Source organism: Streptomyces sp. W16, assembly GCF_033194735.1.
Classification (GTDB): domain Bacteria; phylum Actinomycetota; class Actinomycetes; order Streptomycetales; family Streptomycetaceae; genus Streptomyces.
In genome coordinates this window covers 1-15,702 of sequence record NZ_JAWOAI010000217.1, presented here as the reverse complement: position 1 = coordinate 15,702, position 15,702 = coordinate 1, and the positions used below count along the sequence as shown (strand labels likewise).

Here is a 15,702-nt window from a genome sequence, read left to right as displayed (position 1 = left end):
TCGAGCGGCGGGCGTCCGCACAGCACGAGCCGCGAGCCGGCCGCGGCCAGCGAGTCGGCGATACGGCGGGTGCGGGTGCGGTACTCGGGGGTGTCGGCGGTGCCGCCGACGAGGATCACGGCGGCGGTGCGCTGGGCGCGCATGGTCTCGATGAAGTCCAGTTCGCGCTGGACGTCGCCCTCCGTGCTGCACACCAGGCACAGATGGCCGAGCCGGGTCGCCTCGCGCTCCACGCCGTGTGCCATCAGGGCGAACGACGGTCCCGTGATGTCCTCCAGGACGAAGGCGAGGGTCGGTGTCCCGACGCCCGCCACGGCCTTGGCGCGGGCGTCGGCGACGTAGTCCAGTTCCCGTACGGCCCGCAGCACGCGCGTGCGGGTCGCCGTGCTCACCGGGTACTCGCCGCCGAGCACCCGCGACACCGTGGACGCGGACACCCCGGCGCGGGCCGCCACGTCCCGGATGGTGCTCCCGTTCGCGTCCTGGCTCTTCCTGGTCATGCGCGGCCTCACCCCTCCCCCGCCTGTGGGAACACGTCCGGCAACCGGTTCCCCGTGCGGAGGGTAGCAGCGGGTCACGGTCGGGAGGAGTGGCGTGCGTCGGCCAATTCACCTACGTCAGGGCTCCAGTTGCCCGCCACCGAGGTTGGGCAACCGGTTTCCGGACCGTTCCCGCACGCTCACGACGACTTCGGCACGTCCCCGGTCCGCCGCAACCGCCGTACGACCGACCGCAGTTCCACCGAGCCGCGCGCGGGGGTGCCCACGACCGGAACCGCCGCCTCGCGCGTCGCCGCGTCGGTCGCCCACAGGGCGAACTCGGGGTCGCGCGGGCCGTACGCGAGGGAGGGCGCGCCCTCGCCGAAGATCCGTACGGGGTGCGAGTCGTCCCAGGCCTGCCAGCCCGGGTCGCCGTCCACGGCGAACCGCACCCAGGCCTCGTGCATGGTGTCGGCGAGTTCCTGGGGCGCGCCCTCGCCCGCGAGTCTGGCGGCCTCGGGGATGGCGCCCGTGTCGAAGACGAAGCCGAGTTCGAGGGCGTGGCAGGAGCCGAGGTCGGGGAGGTTGGAGGGCCAGGCGAACTCGTAGAGGTAGGCGTTTCCGGGGCGGGCGTCGGCCAGGCGGTGCAGCGGGTAGCGGAGCAGGTGGTCGGTGACCAGCTGGCCCACGGTCTCGGCGGTGCCGGCGCCGGGGTACAGGGCGCGGTAGCCGCGCGGGACCTCGACACCGCAGTGGCAGCGGGCCATCGCACCGGCCAGGGCGACCGCGCCGAGCCGGTCGACGCGCTCGTGGAGGCCGCCGGGCACCAGCCACAGCCGGTACTCGTCGCGGGTCCAGCCCAGCAACAGGTCGACGCCCCGGGCCACTTGACCGTCGACGAGCGCCTCCAGCGGATCGCGGGGCACCAGTTCGCCGTCGATGACGATGCCGAACGTGGGCCCGCCGAGCACCGGGCTGCTGAGCCTGCCCACGTCGGCCTGGGTGCGCAGCAGCAGTTCGCGGTCGACGGCGGCGAAGGCCTCGGCGGTGGCGGGGACCTTCAGCCGGGCCGCCATCCGGCGCACCATCCGCCGTACCTTGTCGCGGTCGAAGGCCTCCGGGGGGCCGCTCTGCAGGACGGCCCCGCGGACGAGTCCCTGGGCCTGCGGGGCGGCGAGCAGGGCGCCGGTGCTGATCGCGCCGGCGGACTGGCCGAAGAGGGTGATCCGGTCGGGGTCGCCGCCGAACGCCGCGATCGACTCGTGCACCCAGCGCAGCGCGGCGAGCTGGTCGCGCAGGCCGGGGTTGGCCGGTGCGTCCGGGAAGAGGCCGTAACCCTCCACGCCCAGGCGGTAGTTGAGCGAAACGAACACGACTCCGTCGCGGGCGAAGGCGTGTCCGTCGTAGACGGGGACGGCCGAGGAGCCCCTGGTGAGCGCGCCGCCGTGCAGCCAGACCATGACCGGCAGCCGGGCGCCCGGGCCGGGTTCCGGGGTCCACACGTTGAGGTTGAGACAGTCGTCGCCCGGGACGACGGGGTCGGAGAGCAGTTTGGCGAAGGCGTCGGAGTACGGCGGTTTCGGCGGGGTCGGGCCGAAGGTGAGCGCGTCGCGTACTCCGGTCCAGGGCTCGGGCGGGACGGGCGGGCGGAATCTGCGCGGCCCGAAGGGGGGCGCCGCGTAGGGGATGCCCCGGAAGACCGCGATCCCGTTCTCGTACCGGCCGCGTACCGCCCCGTACGGGGTGCCGACCACGGGGTTCGACTGCTCTGCCGTCATCTGCCCACCAGCTCCTCACCGCGCTCGTGAACCATGCTCATCAGAGCATCACATCGCCCCCGGCTATTCCGGCGGACGAGCGCGGCTGGACGGGTTATCCGGACGGGTGTGCGGAGGGCGGTGCGGACACGTCGTGCGGGACTGCGCGTCCGCCGACCGATTGACCCCCGCTCCTCGGCAGATCTACGGTAGAAGACGCTTTCAGAAAACGTTTCTGGAACCGTATTCCCCACCGCACTACTGGAGGGTCATGCCCAGCGCCCAGCCGCCGAGGGCCGTGTTCGCCATGGATCCGGTGCACCTGCCCCTGCTCTTCCCCCCACCCCTGATGGCACGGCTCCGGCAGACGGCCGAGATCGACCCCGGGCTCGTCGTACGGGACTTCGCCGCCCCAGAGGCCGCCGGGGCCCTGGCCGGGGCCGAGGTCCTGATCACCGGCTGGGGCTGCCCGCACCTCGACGCCGACGCCCTGGCGGCGGCACCCCGGGTGCGCGCCGTTCTGCACGCGGCGGGCTCGGTCCGCTCACTGGTCGGCGAGGCCCTGTGGGAACGCGGAGTAACCGTGTCCAGCGCGGTCACCGGCAACGCGCTGCCGGTCGCCGAGTACACCCTCGCCATGATCCTGCTCGCCGGGAAGGACGCCTTCGCGCAGCGGGAGCGCTTCCGGCACGCGCACGCGTACCCGACGCCCGCCGAGACCGCGGCGATCGGCAACCTCGGCCGCCGGATCGGCGTCATCGGCGCCTCCCGGGTGGGCCGCCGCCTGCTCGAACTGCTGCGGCCGTACGACTTCGAGGTCCTCCTGCACGACCCCTACGTCAGCGTCTCCGAGGCCGCCGCGCTGGGTGCCGAACTCCTGCCGCTGGACCACCTGTTGAGCAGCAGCGACATCGTCAGCCTGCACGCCCCCGACATCCCCGAGACACAGCGCATGCTCGACCGCGGGCGGCTCGCCCTCATCCGGGACGGCGGGGTGCTGATCAACACCTCCCGGGGCGCCCTGATCGACCACGACGCCCTCACCGACGAGCTGCTCTCCGGCCGGCTGACCGCCATCCTGGACGTCACCGAACCCGAGCCGCTGCCCCCCACGTCCCCGCTCTACAAGCTGCCGAACGTCTTCCTCACCCCGCACATCGCGGGCTCCCTCGGCAACGAGCTGGCGCGGCTCGGCGCCATCGTCGTCGACGAGCTGGAGCGGCTGGCCGCGGGCCTGCCGCCGGCCCACGAGGTACGGCACGCGGACCTGGCCCGTGTCGCCTGATCCGGGCCGTCCACAGGCCCGCCTGCCTGGAACAACGATGGGATACGGTTTCCGGACCGGCGCGGGAACTGACCCTCGCGCGCCCGGTGGGAGAGCCGATACCGCGAAGGAGTCGCCACGGTGAGTCAGCGCAAGACGTCGGGCGACGTCGGCCGGGCCACGATCCGGGACGTGGCGGAGCGCGCCGGGGTCTCGGTGGCGAGCGTCTCGCGCGTGCTGTCCGGCAACTATCCGGTGTCGGAGGAGCTGCGCCGCCGGGTGATGAAGGTCGTCGGCGATCTGGACTACGTCACCAACGCGCACGCCCGTTCCCTGGCCGGCGGCGGCACACCGACGGTGGCGATCCTCATCAACAACATCACGGGCGCGGCATTCGCCCACGTGGCCAAGGGAGTTGAGGGCGCGGCCACGCTGCGCGGCTGGCTCTCCCTGGTCGGCACCACCGGCGACGACCCGGAGCGCGAACTCGCGCTGGTCAACCTGATGCGCCAACAGGGCGTCGCCGCCGTGGTGTTGCTGGGCGGCGCCTACGACGTCGACGAGTATCAGCTGCGCATGGCCCGCTTCGCCCGCTCCCTCGACGCGGCCGGCTCACACCTCGTGCTCGTCGGCCGCCCACCGCTGGAGGGCGACGTCCCGGCCACGACGGTCGACTACGACAACGAGGGCGGCGCCTACGCCATGGCCAGCCACCTCCTCTCGGCCGGCCACCGCCGGGTCCTGCTGCTCCCGGGGCACGCCGAACTCACCACGGCCCAGGGCCGGTTGAGGGGGGCGCAACGGGCCTTCGAGGCGTACGGCGTGCCGTTCGACCCAGGGATGGTGCGGCACGGTCCGTACGACTACGAGCACGGGTACGAGGCGGTCGAGGACACCCTGAAGGACGGGGTGGAGTTCACCGCGGTCCTTGCGGGCACCGACGTGGTCGCCGCGGGTGCCATGCAGGCACTGCGCGCGGGAGGCCTGCGCGTGCCGGAGGACGTGTCGATCGTCGGCTACGACGACATCCCGCTGGCCTCCCAGCTCACCCCTCAGCTGACCACCGTGCACGTCCCGTACGAGGAGATGGGCCGGGTCGCGCTGCGTGCGGTGGCGGACCGGCGCGAGGGCGGCGGCACGGGCCGGCGCAGGGGCAGCGACGGCGACCATCTGGTGCTGGGCACACATGTCGTCGTACGGAACTCGGTGCGACCGCCCGCCCGGCGGGACTAGTTCAGCACACGGAACCAGGGCGTTACGTAACCGGTTTCCCTCTAAATTCCCAGGCCGGAAGGGGTCTGTCCTGGGCTGTCGAAACAAGTCGCTGCACACCTCTTGCTCCGAACAGGGCCCGATGTCTACCTTCCAAGCAACCGGTTTCTACCTCTTCTCTTCCGAAGGAACACGGTCTGATGAACTTCACCAGCCCCCGGAGAAGGTTCGCTCGGGCAGCCGTCGCGGGCCTCGCACTGACAGGTCTGCTCTCCGCCTGCGGCGGATCCGGTTCGGGAGACTCCAAGTCATCCGGCCCGGTCACCCTCCCCCTGTGGGGCTGGGCCAACGGGCAGGACGCGGTCGTGAAGGCGTTCAACGCCGCGCACAAGGACATCAAGCTCAAGTACACCAAGGTCACCGACCAGTTGACGATGCAGAAGCAGCTCACCAACGCGGTCAAGGCCGGCAACGCGCCCTGCCTGGTGCAGAACACGGCGGAGTACGTGACCACCTGGGTCTCGCAGGGCGCGCTCGCCGACATCTCTCAGTACGTCGCGGCCGACAAGGACAAGTTCAACGCGGGCGCGTGGGCCAGTGCGCAGGTGCAGGGCAAGTCCTATGGCGTGCCGACCAGTTCGGCCCCTGCCTTCACGATCTACCGCACCGACATCTTCCAGAAGTACGGACTGAAGGCGCCCACGACCTGGGACGAGTTCATCGCCGCGGGCAAGGTGCTGAAGAAGCACGGCATCAAGATCACCAACTACGCCGGTGAGGACCCGAGCACACTGGAGGTGCTCTCCATGCAGGCCGGGGCGCACTGGTACGCCATCGACGGCAACTCCTGGAAGGTGGACTTCCAGGACGCGGGCAGCCTCAAGGCGGCCAAGGTGATCCAGGACATCGTCGACAACGACCTCGCCTCCAAGCTGTCGTTCGCCGACTACGCGGCCGTACAGCGCAACTACGACAACGGCGGCACCGCGACCCGGCAGATCTCCACCTGGCAGATGGCGGGCATGGTGCAGAACTTCACCAAGTCCGACGGGAAGTGGGCGCTTTCGCCCTGGCCGACGTTCGCGGGTGAGGCCGCCAAGACGCCGGCCGGCACCAACCAGAGCGGTGGCGTCACCCTGGTGACGAAGCAGTGCGCGCACCAACAGCAGGCCGCCGAGGCCGCGTTGTGGATGTCGACCAATACCGGCGCGGTGAAGACGATGGCGAGCCCGACCACCGGCAACGGCGTGATGCCGGCGCTGGCCGACAGCAACGCGTATGTCGCCGAGGCGATCTCCGACAAGCTGCTCGGCACGAACTACGAGCCCGCGAAGAAGGTCGTCACCGACAGCCTCAACACGGTGACCTCGGACTGGGTGTTCGGCCCGGACTGGACCGCCATGTTCACCGAGCTGCAGACGGGCTGGGCGAAGGTGATGAACAAGGAGGAGAAGGTCACCGATCTGCTGGCGCACATGCAGGAGTGGACGGTCAAGGACCTGAAGTCCCGCGGTATCAGCGTCAAGGGCTGAGGCAGCGCCGATGATTCGCTCCCAGCGCTGGAAGGGTGCCGCGTTCACGGTGCCCTTCCAGCTCGGTTTCGTGTTCCTCTACCTGATACCGATCGGGTACGCCGTCTACGAGTCGCTGTTCGTGGAGCACCAGTCCGGGCTCGGACTCGGCGGTTCCACCGAGAGGTTCTCCGGGCTCCACAACTACCAACAGGGCCTGACCGACTCGGCGTTCATGAACTCGGTACTGCGCGTGGTGCTGTTCGCGTGCGTGCAGATCCCGGTGATGCTGCTCGTCAGTCTGCTGCTGGCGCTGTTCCTGGACGCGCTGTCCTCGAAAGTGGCCGGACGTTTTCGCATCCTGCTCCTTGTGCCGTACATGATCCCCGGGGTGGTCGCGGCGATCGTGTGGATCAACCTGTACAGCCCGGACGTAGGCCCGTTGACCCCGTTGGGCAAGGTGTTCGGCCTGTCCTGGAACTTCTTCGCGCCCTCGATGGTGTGGCCGTCCATCGGCAACCTGCTGACCTGGCACGGCATCGGCTACAACATGGTCATCATCTACTCGGCGCTCCAGGGCGTGCCCCGCGACCTCTTCGAGGCGGCCCGGCTGGACGGCGCCTCCGAGTTCCGGGTCGCGACGAGCATCAAAATCCCTTACGTACGTGGGGCGTTGGTGCTGACCGGGATGCTCTCGATCATCCAGATGCTGCAGATCTTCAACGAGCCGGCGCTGTTCCGGAACGTCACCCCGCAGACGGTGAACGACAGCTTCACGCCCATCATGATCATCTACAACCAGGCGTTCAACGCGGGCAACTACCACTACGCGGCGGCTCTTTCGGTCCTCCTCGCCCTCATCCTCGGTCTCGCCTCCTTCCTCTTCTACCGGCTCACCGCGAAGGAGGCCGACTGATGACCCTCATCGCGGAACGCCGGAAGGCACAGCAGGTCCGCCGCCTCAACAAGCCTGATCCGGCCGCCCGTTCACGCGGCGGCCAGCGTTTCCTGCTCGTCGGTCTGGTGCTGGCCAGCGCCTACAGCCTGTTCCCGGTGTGGTGGCTGATCGTCGCCGCCACCAAGAACCGCACGGGCCTGTACCAGAGCAACGGCCTCTGGTTCTCCGGCATGCACCTGTGGGAGAACCTGCGTCAGGTCTTCACCTACGAGAACGGCATCTTCCTGCGCTGGACCGCCAACTCGTTCCTCTACGCGGGCGTCGGCTCCCTGGGCGGCACCCTCATCGCACTCGCGACGGGCTACGGCCTGGCACGTTTCGAATTCCCGGGCCGCAGCGCGGTGTTCGCGTGCGTGGTGGGCTCGTTCCTGATCCCGATCGCGCTGCTCACGCTGCCGCTGTACCTGATGTTCTCGAAGATCGGCCTGGTCGACACCCCCTGGGCGATGCTGATCCCCTGCCTGATCAACCCGTTCAGCGTCTATCTCGCCAAGGTGTACACCGAGGCCACGGTCCCCTTCGAACTCCTGGAGGCGGCCCGCCTGGACGGCGCGGGCGAACTCCGGATCTTCTTCAGCATCGTGCTGCGCATGATGGTCACCGGTGGGGCGACCGTGTTCCTGCTCGCGTTCGTGAACACCTGGAACGCCTTCTTCCTCCCGCTCACGGTCCTGCGCGGCGAGGAGAACTGGACCCTCAACATCGGCCTCTACAACTGGTCCGGCAAACGCCTGGAGTCGGGCGTCGACCTGACCAGTCTGGTACTGACCGGGGCGCTGCTGTCGATCGTGCCGATGGCCGTGATGATGGTGGCGATGCGGCGTTACTGGCGTACGGGCGTCACCCTGGGAGCCCTCAAGTGACCTTGCTGCACAACCCCGTTGTCCGCGGCTTCGCCCCCGACCCCTCGATGGTCAGGGTGGGCGACTGGTACTACGTGGCCACGAGTTCGTTCGAGTGGTTCCCCACGATCCCGATCCACCGCTCACGGGATTTCGCGCACTGGGAGTACGCGGGTCACGTCCGGGGCGCGGTCCCCGGCGACTTCCTCGCCGGCGTCCCGGACTCGGGCGGCATCTGGGCGCCCTCGCTGAGCTGGGACGGCGAGCGCTTCTGGATGACGTACTCGATCGTCCGCTCGGTCGGCACGCCGTACTTCGACGCCGACACCTACGTCACCACGGCCGCGGACGTCGGCGGAAAGTGGGCCGCCCCGCGGCGAGTCGCGAGCCACGGCTTCGACCCGGCGCTCTTCCACGACGAGGGCCGACTCTGGCTGCTCAACCTCCAGAACGACCACCGCCCCGGTGGCCGGCGCTTCGCGGGGATCGTCGCGACCGAGCTGGACCGCGACACGCTCGCCCCGGCCGGCCCGACCCAGCTGCTGCTCCAGCACGAACGGCTCGTCGAGGGACCGAAGTTGGTGCGGCGGGGCGACTGGTACTACCTGCTGCTCGCGGAGGGTGGCACCGGGTTCGAGCACGGGGTGCTGGTGGCGCGCGGCCGTACGGTCACCGGTCCGTACGAGGTCGACGACCGTCCCCTGCTGACGTCCCGAGACGACCTGTCGGTGCCGTTGCAGAAGGCGGGACACGGCGAGCTGGTCGAACTGCCGGGCGGCGAATGGGTGTTGAGCCACTTGGCGGCACGGCCTGTCACGACTCCCGCCGGACCGCGCTGCACCCTGGGCCGGGAGACAGCGGTGCAGGCCGTGACCTGGGACGCGGACGGCTGGCCGAGGCTGCGCCACGGGGGGTGGCACCCGGCGGTGGAGGTCGACGTACCGACGCATCCCACCCCGCCGTCCGACCAAGTCGCGGACGTCGATGGGCCGTTGGGGTGGCCGTGGAGCAGTCCGCGTGGGTATCCGGACCCGTCCTGGGCCGACACCACCGCCCGGCCGGGCTGGATCCGGCTGCGCGGGCGGCACGGGCCGGAGTCGCGGTGGGCGCACAGCCTGCTCGCCCAGCGGCTCACGGAGCATCGGGCGGAGGCCGAAGTCACCGTCGAGGCAAGGCCGTTGACGTTCACGCAGGCAGCGGGGCTGGTGCTCTGGTACGGCGCCGACGCGTATCTCGCCCTGGACCTGACCTGGGCGGAGCCCGAGAGCGAGGGGCAGCGGGGGCAACAGTGGCGGGGTGACGGCGGGCGTACGGTGCTGAGCCTCGTGGAGCGGGACGAGGACATCACGCGTCAAGTGGCCGTCGTCGAGGTCGACTTCGGGGCCCCGGTGACGCTTGGGGCGACGGTCGACGGCGCCGAGGCACGGTTCTGGTACGTCCGTGACGGCGAACGTGTGCCGGTGGGACCGGTGTTGGACTTCAGCCGGCTCTCGGACGACCACGGCTCGCGGCTGCGCTTCACCGGGGCGATGGCCGGTATCCATGCCGTGGATCTGGTCGGGGCGGAGTTCACCGCCGACTTCGGCGGCTTTCGCCTGGAGTGCACCCCGCCCCGCTGACCTGTTCGGGGTTTCGAAAGATCGGGTTGTCGCCATCACGTGAATTCCCTGGTCTTCCCGCCGTGTTGACGCGCACCTATCGTAGGAAGCGCTTTCTGATCGGTTGGTGGTCGGGCCGTGGAAGCAGCGCTGTTCGAAACTTTCGATGGCCCTCGGGCGGGCTGGAGAGGTGGTTCCCGATGGTCCGTGCGGGGAGCGCGAGCATGACGGCAGGGCCGACGCTGGCGGTCGTGGCCCGTGAGGCGGGGGTGTCCGTGCCGACGGCGTCGAAGGTGGTCAACGGCCGGGAGGACGTGGCGCCGGAGACCCGGCGGCGGGTGACGGAGGCGCTGGAGCGGCTCGGATATGTGCGCAGGCCGCGCTTCGACGCGAACAAGGCGCCGGGCCTTGTCGACCTGGTGGTGCACTCGTTGGAGAGTTCCTGGTCGGGGGCGGTGCTGCACGGGGTGGAGGAGGCGGCGTACGAGGCCGGGCTTGAGGTGGTGGTCTCGGCCGGGCTGACCCGGACGCGGGCCGACCGGCCGGAGCGGGGCTGGCTGGACAAGCTGGTCGGCCGGGGTTCGTCCGGAGTCCTGTTCAATCTGGCGGAGTTGACGCCGTCGCAGTACGCGTGGCTCGACCAGCACCGCATCCCGTTCGTGATGATCGACCCGGTGCACGAACCGCCGCCGGGTGTGGTGTCGGTCGGTGCGGCCAACTGGCACGGCGGGGTGACGGCGACCGAGCATCTGCTGTCGCTGGGCCACGAACGCATCGCCGTGATCGCCGGTCACCGGCACAAGATGTGCAGCAGCGCCCGCGTCGCCGGTTACCGCTCCGCGCTCGCCTCCGCCGGGGTGCCCGTGCGCCCCGACTACATCCGCCATGGCGGCTTCGACCAGACTATGGCCCGCAACCGGATGCGCGAACTCCTCGACCTGCCCAAATCGCCGACAGCGGTCTTCGTCTGCTCCGACCGTATGGCGCTCGGCGTCTACGAGGCCCTGGCGGAACGGGAGTTGAGTGTGCCGGACGACATCAGCGTGGTCGGCTTCGACGACCTGCCCGAGGCCCGCTGGGTGACTCCGGCCCTGACCACGATCCGGCAGCCCCTGTCGGAGATGGCCGCTACGGCCCTGCGTCTCCTGGTCCGCATGATGGACGGGGACCGTCCGGAGAGCACGCGGACGGAGCTGTCGACTCGGCTGGTCGAGCGGGCGAGTACGGGGGTGCCACGGGGTTGAAGGCTGCCCAACGGTGATCCATGGCGTGCTGGATTGCCGGGGTCATCCCTGGGTCAGCGGCCAGACCGCCGCCGGATCGCAGTGGGCCGGGCACGCCAGCAGGTAGACCTCGTTGCCGAGAAACAGCCCGTAGGTGTCGGCGCCGCCGCTGTAGGGCTGCTCCGGCCGGCCTGGGCGGACGGCGAAATCCATGTTCTCCGGGACCTCGCAGAGGTACACGAGATCGGCGCCGCACGCGCATGTGTAGTACTCGGGACACTGCGCCCAGGACGGCGCACCACCCACCTTGAACGTCTGGGCTCCGATCCCGTCCGCGTCGGGGGTGTCCGTGAAAGGGCGCAGCGTCAACGGCAGGGCGCACAGGGACGGTTCGGCCTCCGCCGCCGGCAGTGTCGCGTGGCGCTGGAGCAGTACGCGCCAGAACGGGCCCGGGTAGGGCGGCTGCGGAGCGTCCCAGTACCGGGGGACGAGCCGGCCGTCGGCCTCCTCGGCGAAGGTCGCGTCGTTGTGCGCACGGCAGTGGAAGACCAGCAGGTGGTCGCCACCGAAGGTCTCCACGTCCGGGGGGACGTCGAGTTGGAAGAACAGGACGAGCCGCTCACCGCAGAAACACTCGGGCCACTCCTGGCCCTCGTCGAGGTAGGGCCGGCCGCCCACCGAGTTCCGCGTCGGCCCGGCCGGCGGTTCGGTCCCGACCTCGACCAGATGAGCAGACAGCACCGCACGCGAAATCCTTCGTGGGCTCAACTGCCCTCCCCCACAGTGCCGTTGGCCGCCCTGGACGGGAGGATCTCGGCGAGTTCGCTCTCGTACGGGCGGCGGAGCGACCGGGCAGACTCGCGCAGGACCTCGCGGCTCACCTCGCCCTGCTCGGCGGCGACGTGCACGAGGTGTCCCTTCGCCGCCAGCACGTACTCGGCGTCTCCCCCGCCGGTGCGGTACCAGGCGTTCCCGTCGCGTACGCAGGTCATGTGCTCGGTGGTCACCGCCTGCGTCGTGCAGTTCGCGTCGGTCATCGTGCCGGGCTCCACGCGCAGGTTGATCACGGCACCGTTCTTCGGCGACGTGTACGACACGGAGAGACCGACGTCCGACACGCCCACCGACTGCTGGGCAAGAGTGAATCCGGGCGGGTCGATGACGTAGACGAGGTCGGGGTCGAAGCCCAACGCCCTTGCGCGGGAGGTGATTTCGGCGGCCGTCGCCGGGGACGGGGCAGCGGAGGCGGAGGCCTTCGGGGATCCAGCGACCGTACCCGCGCCCATACCCGCGCCCGCCTTCTCAGTGCCGCAGCCGGTCAGCAGCGCGGGCAGCAACAACAACAGGGGCAGGGCGCGCACGGCACGGATCATGGACCCATCCTGCCGTACAGGTGTGCCACGGTTGAGGGACTTTTCCCTCCTCCGATGTGGTCCCGCCGCGTAGCCTCGGTGGGGATGAATGCCATTCCCGCAAGCCTGGACCACCTCGTCCTCGCCACCCCCGAACTGGCGGCCACAGTCGCCGACTTCACCCTGCGCACGGGTATCGCGCCGGTGGCCGGCGGAGCCCATGTCGGGCTCGGTACCCGCAACTACCTGGTGTCTCTCGGTGGTTCGCGTTACCTGGAGATCCTCGGTCCCGACCCGGAGCAGGCCGAGCCGTCCGGGCCACGCCCGTTCGGTGTCGACGGGCTGTCCGTCGCGCGGACCGTGACCTGGGCGATCAGCCCGCCCGATCTGGACGCGGCGGTCGCGGCGGCCCGCTCCCAGGGGTACGACCCCGGGCCCGTGCGGGCGATGAGCCGCCGCCGGCCCGACGGCACACTGCTGGAATGGCGGCTCACGGACGGGGACACGGCACACCCCTCCGGCCTGGTGCCGTTCCTCATCGACTGGAGTTCCTCGCCCCACCCGACCGCCTCGGGTCTGCCCGTCGCACCCCTGCTGGAGCTTGCCGCGACCGCCCCGGCGCCGGACGAGATCCGCCCGCTGCTGTCCGCCGTGGGCGTGGAACTGGCGCTGACCGAGGGGCCGGTGAGGCTCTCCTTCACGGTGAACACGCCTCGTGGAACGGTGACGTTCTCATGAGAAGTTCCGGTGCGCCCCTCTCCGTGAGCACTCTCGACGAGGTGAGGCGGCTGCCCTCGCGGGCCAGGAAGCGCCTGCGCAGAGTACGGAGGAGCGGCAGGACCGGGGTTCTGCTGATCGCCGAGATCAGCGAGCCGGTTCGAAGCTTCACCGACAGAGCGGGGGTCGTGTCCATCCGCGAAAACGGCCTGGAGATCTGCTTTCGGGACCGATTCGTCAAAGCGCCCGAATTCGTCGAACTCGCGCCTGGTCTTCACGACTTGGAATTCATGGTGAGTCGCCCATGGGCAAACAGGATCAGTTGGTTCCGGAGAGCCGTGGAGCTGCGGGCGGGCGACGTCCTGGTTGCCTTGTGCGATCCGGTGCAACCGCACACCTTCTACAGGAAGAGCCCGTCTGCGGACTCGTGGTTCGTCGGGATCCTTTCGCCGGTCGAGGACGTGTCCGATTCGTTCAAGACCCGCCCCCGCCCCCTGCCTACCGTGGTCCCATGACTCCACGATTCGACGCGATCGGCCTGGTCGTCTCCGACATGGCCGCCTCTGTCGCCTTCTACCGTCGGCTCGGGTTCGGTTTCCCCGAGGGTGCCGAGGAACAGCCGCATGCCGAGGTCCAACTGCCCGGCGGGCTGCGGCTGTTGCTGGACACGGAGGACACCGTCCGCTCGTTCCACGCGAGTTGGCAGCCGCCCACCGGGGGCAGCGGTCGGGCCGCACTCGCCCTGCTCTGTGCAGATTCCGCCGAAGTCGACCAGGTCTACGAGGAGTTGGTCGGCGCCGGGTACCACGGCGAGCTCAAGCCGTGGGACGCGTTCTGGGGCCAGCGGTACGCCGTCGTGCACGATCCCGACGGCAACGGCGTGGACCTCTTCGCCCCGCTGAACCCTGCCTAGCCGGTCCGGCCGAGCAGCTGCCCCAGCGGCATCCCTGCCAACTCCCGAACGTCCCGGGCCAGATGGGCCTGATCCGCATAGCCGGAGCGGGCCGCTGTCGCCGCGAACGGCACTCCGGCGCGGGCCAGTGCGAGCGCCCGCTGCAGGCGCAGCACCCGGGCCAGTGTCTTGGGGCCGTAGCCGAAGGCGGTCAGTGAGCGGCGGTGCAACTGGCGGGCGCCGAGGCCGAGTTCGTCGGCGGTGGCGGCCACCGGGCGGCCGGAGTCCAGGGCCGCCACGAGGTGTCGTAGCAGCGGGTCGGGTGGGGGTGTCCGGGCGGCGCGGTCCAGTGCCGCGTCCTCCAGTGCCGTCGCCGGGTCGGGGGCCGTGTCGATGCGGGCGCTCAGGCTTCGTACGGTCGCGGCGGGCCACAGGTCGGTGAGGTCGACGCGGCGGTCGCGGAGTTCGTGGGCCGGGACTCCGAGGAAGGTGGGGGCGGTGCCGGGGTAGAAGCGGAAGCCGGCCCAGTGCGCGGGCTCGGCCTGGGGGACGTAGGCGCGGGTGTCGGGGCCGGCGACCAGCAGGCGGCCCTCGTTCCAGAGGAGGTCCATGCAGCCGTCGGGCAGGACGGGCCGGACCGGGCCGACGGCGGGGTCCTCGACGGTCCGGCTCCAGACCACCGCGCCGGGCAGCCGGGACGCCCTCTCCACGTACACACCGGAAAGGCTACGCCGATCGTCCCGAGGCCGACGGAGTCGCTACCCCGCCCCCGTCCGATGCTCCTGCGGGCTCACCCCGTACATCCGCTTGAACGCGCTGGACAGGGCGAAGGCGCTGCCGTAGCCCACGTCCCGGGCTATCGCGGCGATGGTGTCGTCCGTGTCGCGGAGGCGGTCCGCGGCGAGGGCGAGGCGCCAGGCGGTGAGGTAGGACATCGGGGGTTCGCCGACCAGGTCGGTGAAGCGGCGGGCCAGAGCCGCGCGGGAGACGGCCGTCTTGGCGGCCAGGGAGGCGACCGTCCAGGGGTGGGCCGGGTCGTCCTGGAGGAGGCGTAGCGCCCTGCCGACGACGGGGTCCGCCAGCGCTCGGTACCAGGCCGGGGCCTCCGCCTCCGGGCGGGAGAACCAGGCCCGCAGGGCGGCGATGACGAGGAGGTCCAGGAGGCGGTCGAGGACGACTTCCTGGGCGGGTTCGTCGCGGACGATCTCCTCCATGAGGAGCGGGGTGAGGGGGCATTCCCAGACCTCGGAGGGCAGGGAGAGCAGGGGTGGCAGCGCGTCCAGGAGCCGGCCGTTGATCTCGCCGCGCATGAGGTAGGTGCCGATGAGCATCACCGTGGAGCCGTCGAGGCGGTCGCCCCAGGTGCGGACGCCGAGGTCCATCGAGCCCTTCAGGGAGGTGCCGTCGGGGTAGCTGCACTCGCCGCCGGGCAGGATCAGCGCCTGCGGGGGTGTGTCCGGCGCGTCGCCGCATGTGTAGGGGGCGGGGCCGCGCGCGATGGCGAGGTCGCCGGCCCGGAGCCGTATCCGCTCGCCTGTCTCCGGGGTGACGCAGGCGTCGCCGCGGACCATGAGCATGACCGTCAGCGGGGCGCGGTCCTCGATGCGCAGGGCCCACGGCGGGTCGAAGCACGCACGGATCATGAAGGCGCCACGCGCGCGTGGACCCTCCAGAAGGCCTGACAGGGCGTCCATGCGGCCAGCGTAGACGCGCGCTTATGGGAATGAGCCGTTCAGCGATGGTCCGTGCGCGCGCACGGGCGTTGACTGGATCGCATGGCAGAGAACGCACGGAACATGACGATGGTGGTGACGGGCGCTTCGGGTCGTACCGGGCGCCGGGTGGCGGAGGCCGCGCGGGCGGCGGGGCTGACCGTACGGGCGGCCTCGCGGGCGCA

The 15,702-nt window shown here is 70.5% G+C and carries 16 protein-coding genes; 10 read left to right on the top strand and 6 right to left on the bottom strand.

What is annotated here, in order from left to right:
- A partial coding sequence (locus R6V09_RS26865) for a LacI family DNA-binding transcriptional regulator (RefSeq protein ID WP_317884005.1) occupies positions 1–500 on the bottom strand: 500 nt, incomplete at its 3' end.
- 179 nt (positions 501–679) lie between these two features.
- Positions 680–2,257 (bottom strand): carboxylesterase/lipase family protein, encoded by a 1,578-nt coding sequence (locus tag R6V09_RS26860; protein ID WP_317884004.1) that lies wholly within the window; start codon positions 2,255–2,257, stop codon positions 680–682.
- Between the two features lie 250 nt (positions 2,258–2,507).
- Here R6V09_RS26860 and R6V09_RS26855 point away from each other — a divergent pair, with 250 nt between their 5' ends.
- The 7 genes from R6V09_RS26855 (at position 2,508) to R6V09_RS26825 (ending at position 10,865) form a co-directional block, all read left to right on the top strand.
- The gene (locus R6V09_RS26855; protein WP_317884003.1) at positions 2,508–3,521 is read left to right on the top strand and encodes a hydroxyacid dehydrogenase; all 1,014 of its coding nucleotides are present in this window, start codon (positions 2,508–2,510) and stop codon (positions 3,519–3,521) included.
- Between the two features lie 120 nt (positions 3,522–3,641).
- Complete coding sequence (locus R6V09_RS26850) at positions 3,642–4,733, top strand: LacI family DNA-binding transcriptional regulator (RefSeq protein ID WP_317884002.1); 1,092 nt, start codon at positions 3,642–3,644, stop codon at positions 4,731–4,733.
- Positions 4,734–4,912: 179 nt separating this feature from the next.
- Positions 4,913–6,244, top strand: coding sequence for an ABC transporter substrate-binding protein (locus R6V09_RS26845; RefSeq protein WP_317884001.1), 1,332 nt, complete (start codon positions 4,913–4,915; stop codon positions 6,242–6,244).
- Positions 6,245–6,254: 10 nt separating this feature from the next.
- Positions 6,255–7,139 carry a carbohydrate ABC transporter permease gene (locus R6V09_RS26840; protein ID WP_317884000.1) on the top strand — a complete coding sequence of 295 codons (885 nt, stop codon included), beginning with the start codon at positions 6,255–6,257 and terminating at the stop codon, positions 7,137–7,139.
- Positions 7,139–8,044 carry a carbohydrate ABC transporter permease gene (locus tag R6V09_RS26835; protein WP_317883999.1) on the top strand — a complete coding sequence of 302 codons (906 nt, stop codon included), beginning with the start codon at positions 7,139–7,141 and terminating at the stop codon, positions 8,042–8,044. Before R6V09_RS26840 ends, R6V09_RS26835 begins: the two co-directional genes overlap by 1 nt.
- Complete coding sequence (locus R6V09_RS26830; RefSeq protein ID WP_317883998.1) at positions 8,041–9,642, top strand: family 43 glycosylhydrolase; 1,602 nt, start codon at positions 8,041–8,043, stop codon at positions 9,640–9,642. Before R6V09_RS26835 ends, R6V09_RS26830 begins: the two co-directional genes overlap by 4 nt.
- A gap of 179 nt (positions 9,643–9,821) precedes the next feature.
- Positions 9,822–10,865, top strand: a complete 1,044-nt coding sequence (locus R6V09_RS26825) for a LacI family DNA-binding transcriptional regulator (protein WP_317883997.1) — start codon at positions 9,822–9,824, stop codon at positions 10,863–10,865.
- Between the two features lie 42 nt (positions 10,866–10,907).
- Here R6V09_RS26825 and R6V09_RS26820 read toward each other — a convergent pair whose 3' ends face one another.
- Both R6V09_RS26820 and R6V09_RS26815 read right to left on the bottom strand, forming a co-directional pair.
- Entirely contained in the window at positions 10,908–11,585 is a 678-nt protein-coding gene (locus R6V09_RS26820; protein ID WP_317883996.1) for a hypothetical protein, read from the bottom strand.
- A 23-nt stretch (positions 11,586–11,608) separates the two neighbouring features.
- Positions 11,609–12,217: a hypothetical protein gene (locus tag R6V09_RS26815; protein ID WP_317883995.1), complete on the bottom strand. Its 609-nt coding sequence runs from the start codon at positions 12,215–12,217 to the stop codon at positions 11,609–11,611.
- Positions 12,218–12,301: 84 nt separating this feature from the next.
- Between R6V09_RS26815 and R6V09_RS26810 the strand changes: the two genes are divergently transcribed.
- The 3 genes from R6V09_RS26810 to R6V09_RS26800 are packed head-to-tail and all read left to right on the top strand — an operon-like array spanning position 12,302 to position 13,826.
- Positions 12,302–12,934 (top strand): VOC family protein, encoded by a 633-nt coding sequence (locus R6V09_RS26810; protein ID WP_317883994.1) that lies wholly within the window; start codon positions 12,302–12,304, stop codon positions 12,932–12,934.
- Between the two features lie 23 nt (positions 12,935–12,957).
- On the top strand, positions 12,958–13,428 hold the full coding sequence (locus R6V09_RS26805; RefSeq protein ID WP_317883993.1) for a hypothetical protein: 471 nt from the start codon (positions 12,958–12,960) through the stop codon (positions 13,426–13,428).
- Positions 13,425–13,826 carry a VOC family protein gene (locus R6V09_RS26800; protein ID WP_317883992.1) on the top strand — a complete coding sequence of 134 codons (402 nt, stop codon included), beginning with the start codon at positions 13,425–13,427 and terminating at the stop codon, positions 13,824–13,826. The genes R6V09_RS26805 and R6V09_RS26800 overlap by 4 nt, the downstream gene beginning before the upstream one ends.
- On the opposite strand, the gene R6V09_RS26795 is transcribed toward R6V09_RS26800, so the two are convergent.
- Both R6V09_RS26795 and R6V09_RS26790 read right to left on the bottom strand, forming a co-directional pair.
- On the bottom strand, positions 13,823–14,521 hold the full coding sequence (locus R6V09_RS26795; RefSeq protein ID WP_317883991.1) for a helix-turn-helix domain-containing protein: 699 nt from the start codon (positions 14,519–14,521) through the stop codon (positions 13,823–13,825). The genes R6V09_RS26800 and R6V09_RS26795 overlap by 4 nt on opposite strands.
- A 42-nt stretch (positions 14,522–14,563) precedes the next feature.
- Entirely contained in the window at positions 14,564–15,499 is a 936-nt protein-coding gene (locus R6V09_RS26790) for an AraC family transcriptional regulator (RefSeq protein WP_317883990.1), read from the bottom strand.
- Between the last annotated feature and the right edge of the window lie 203 nt (positions 15,500–15,702).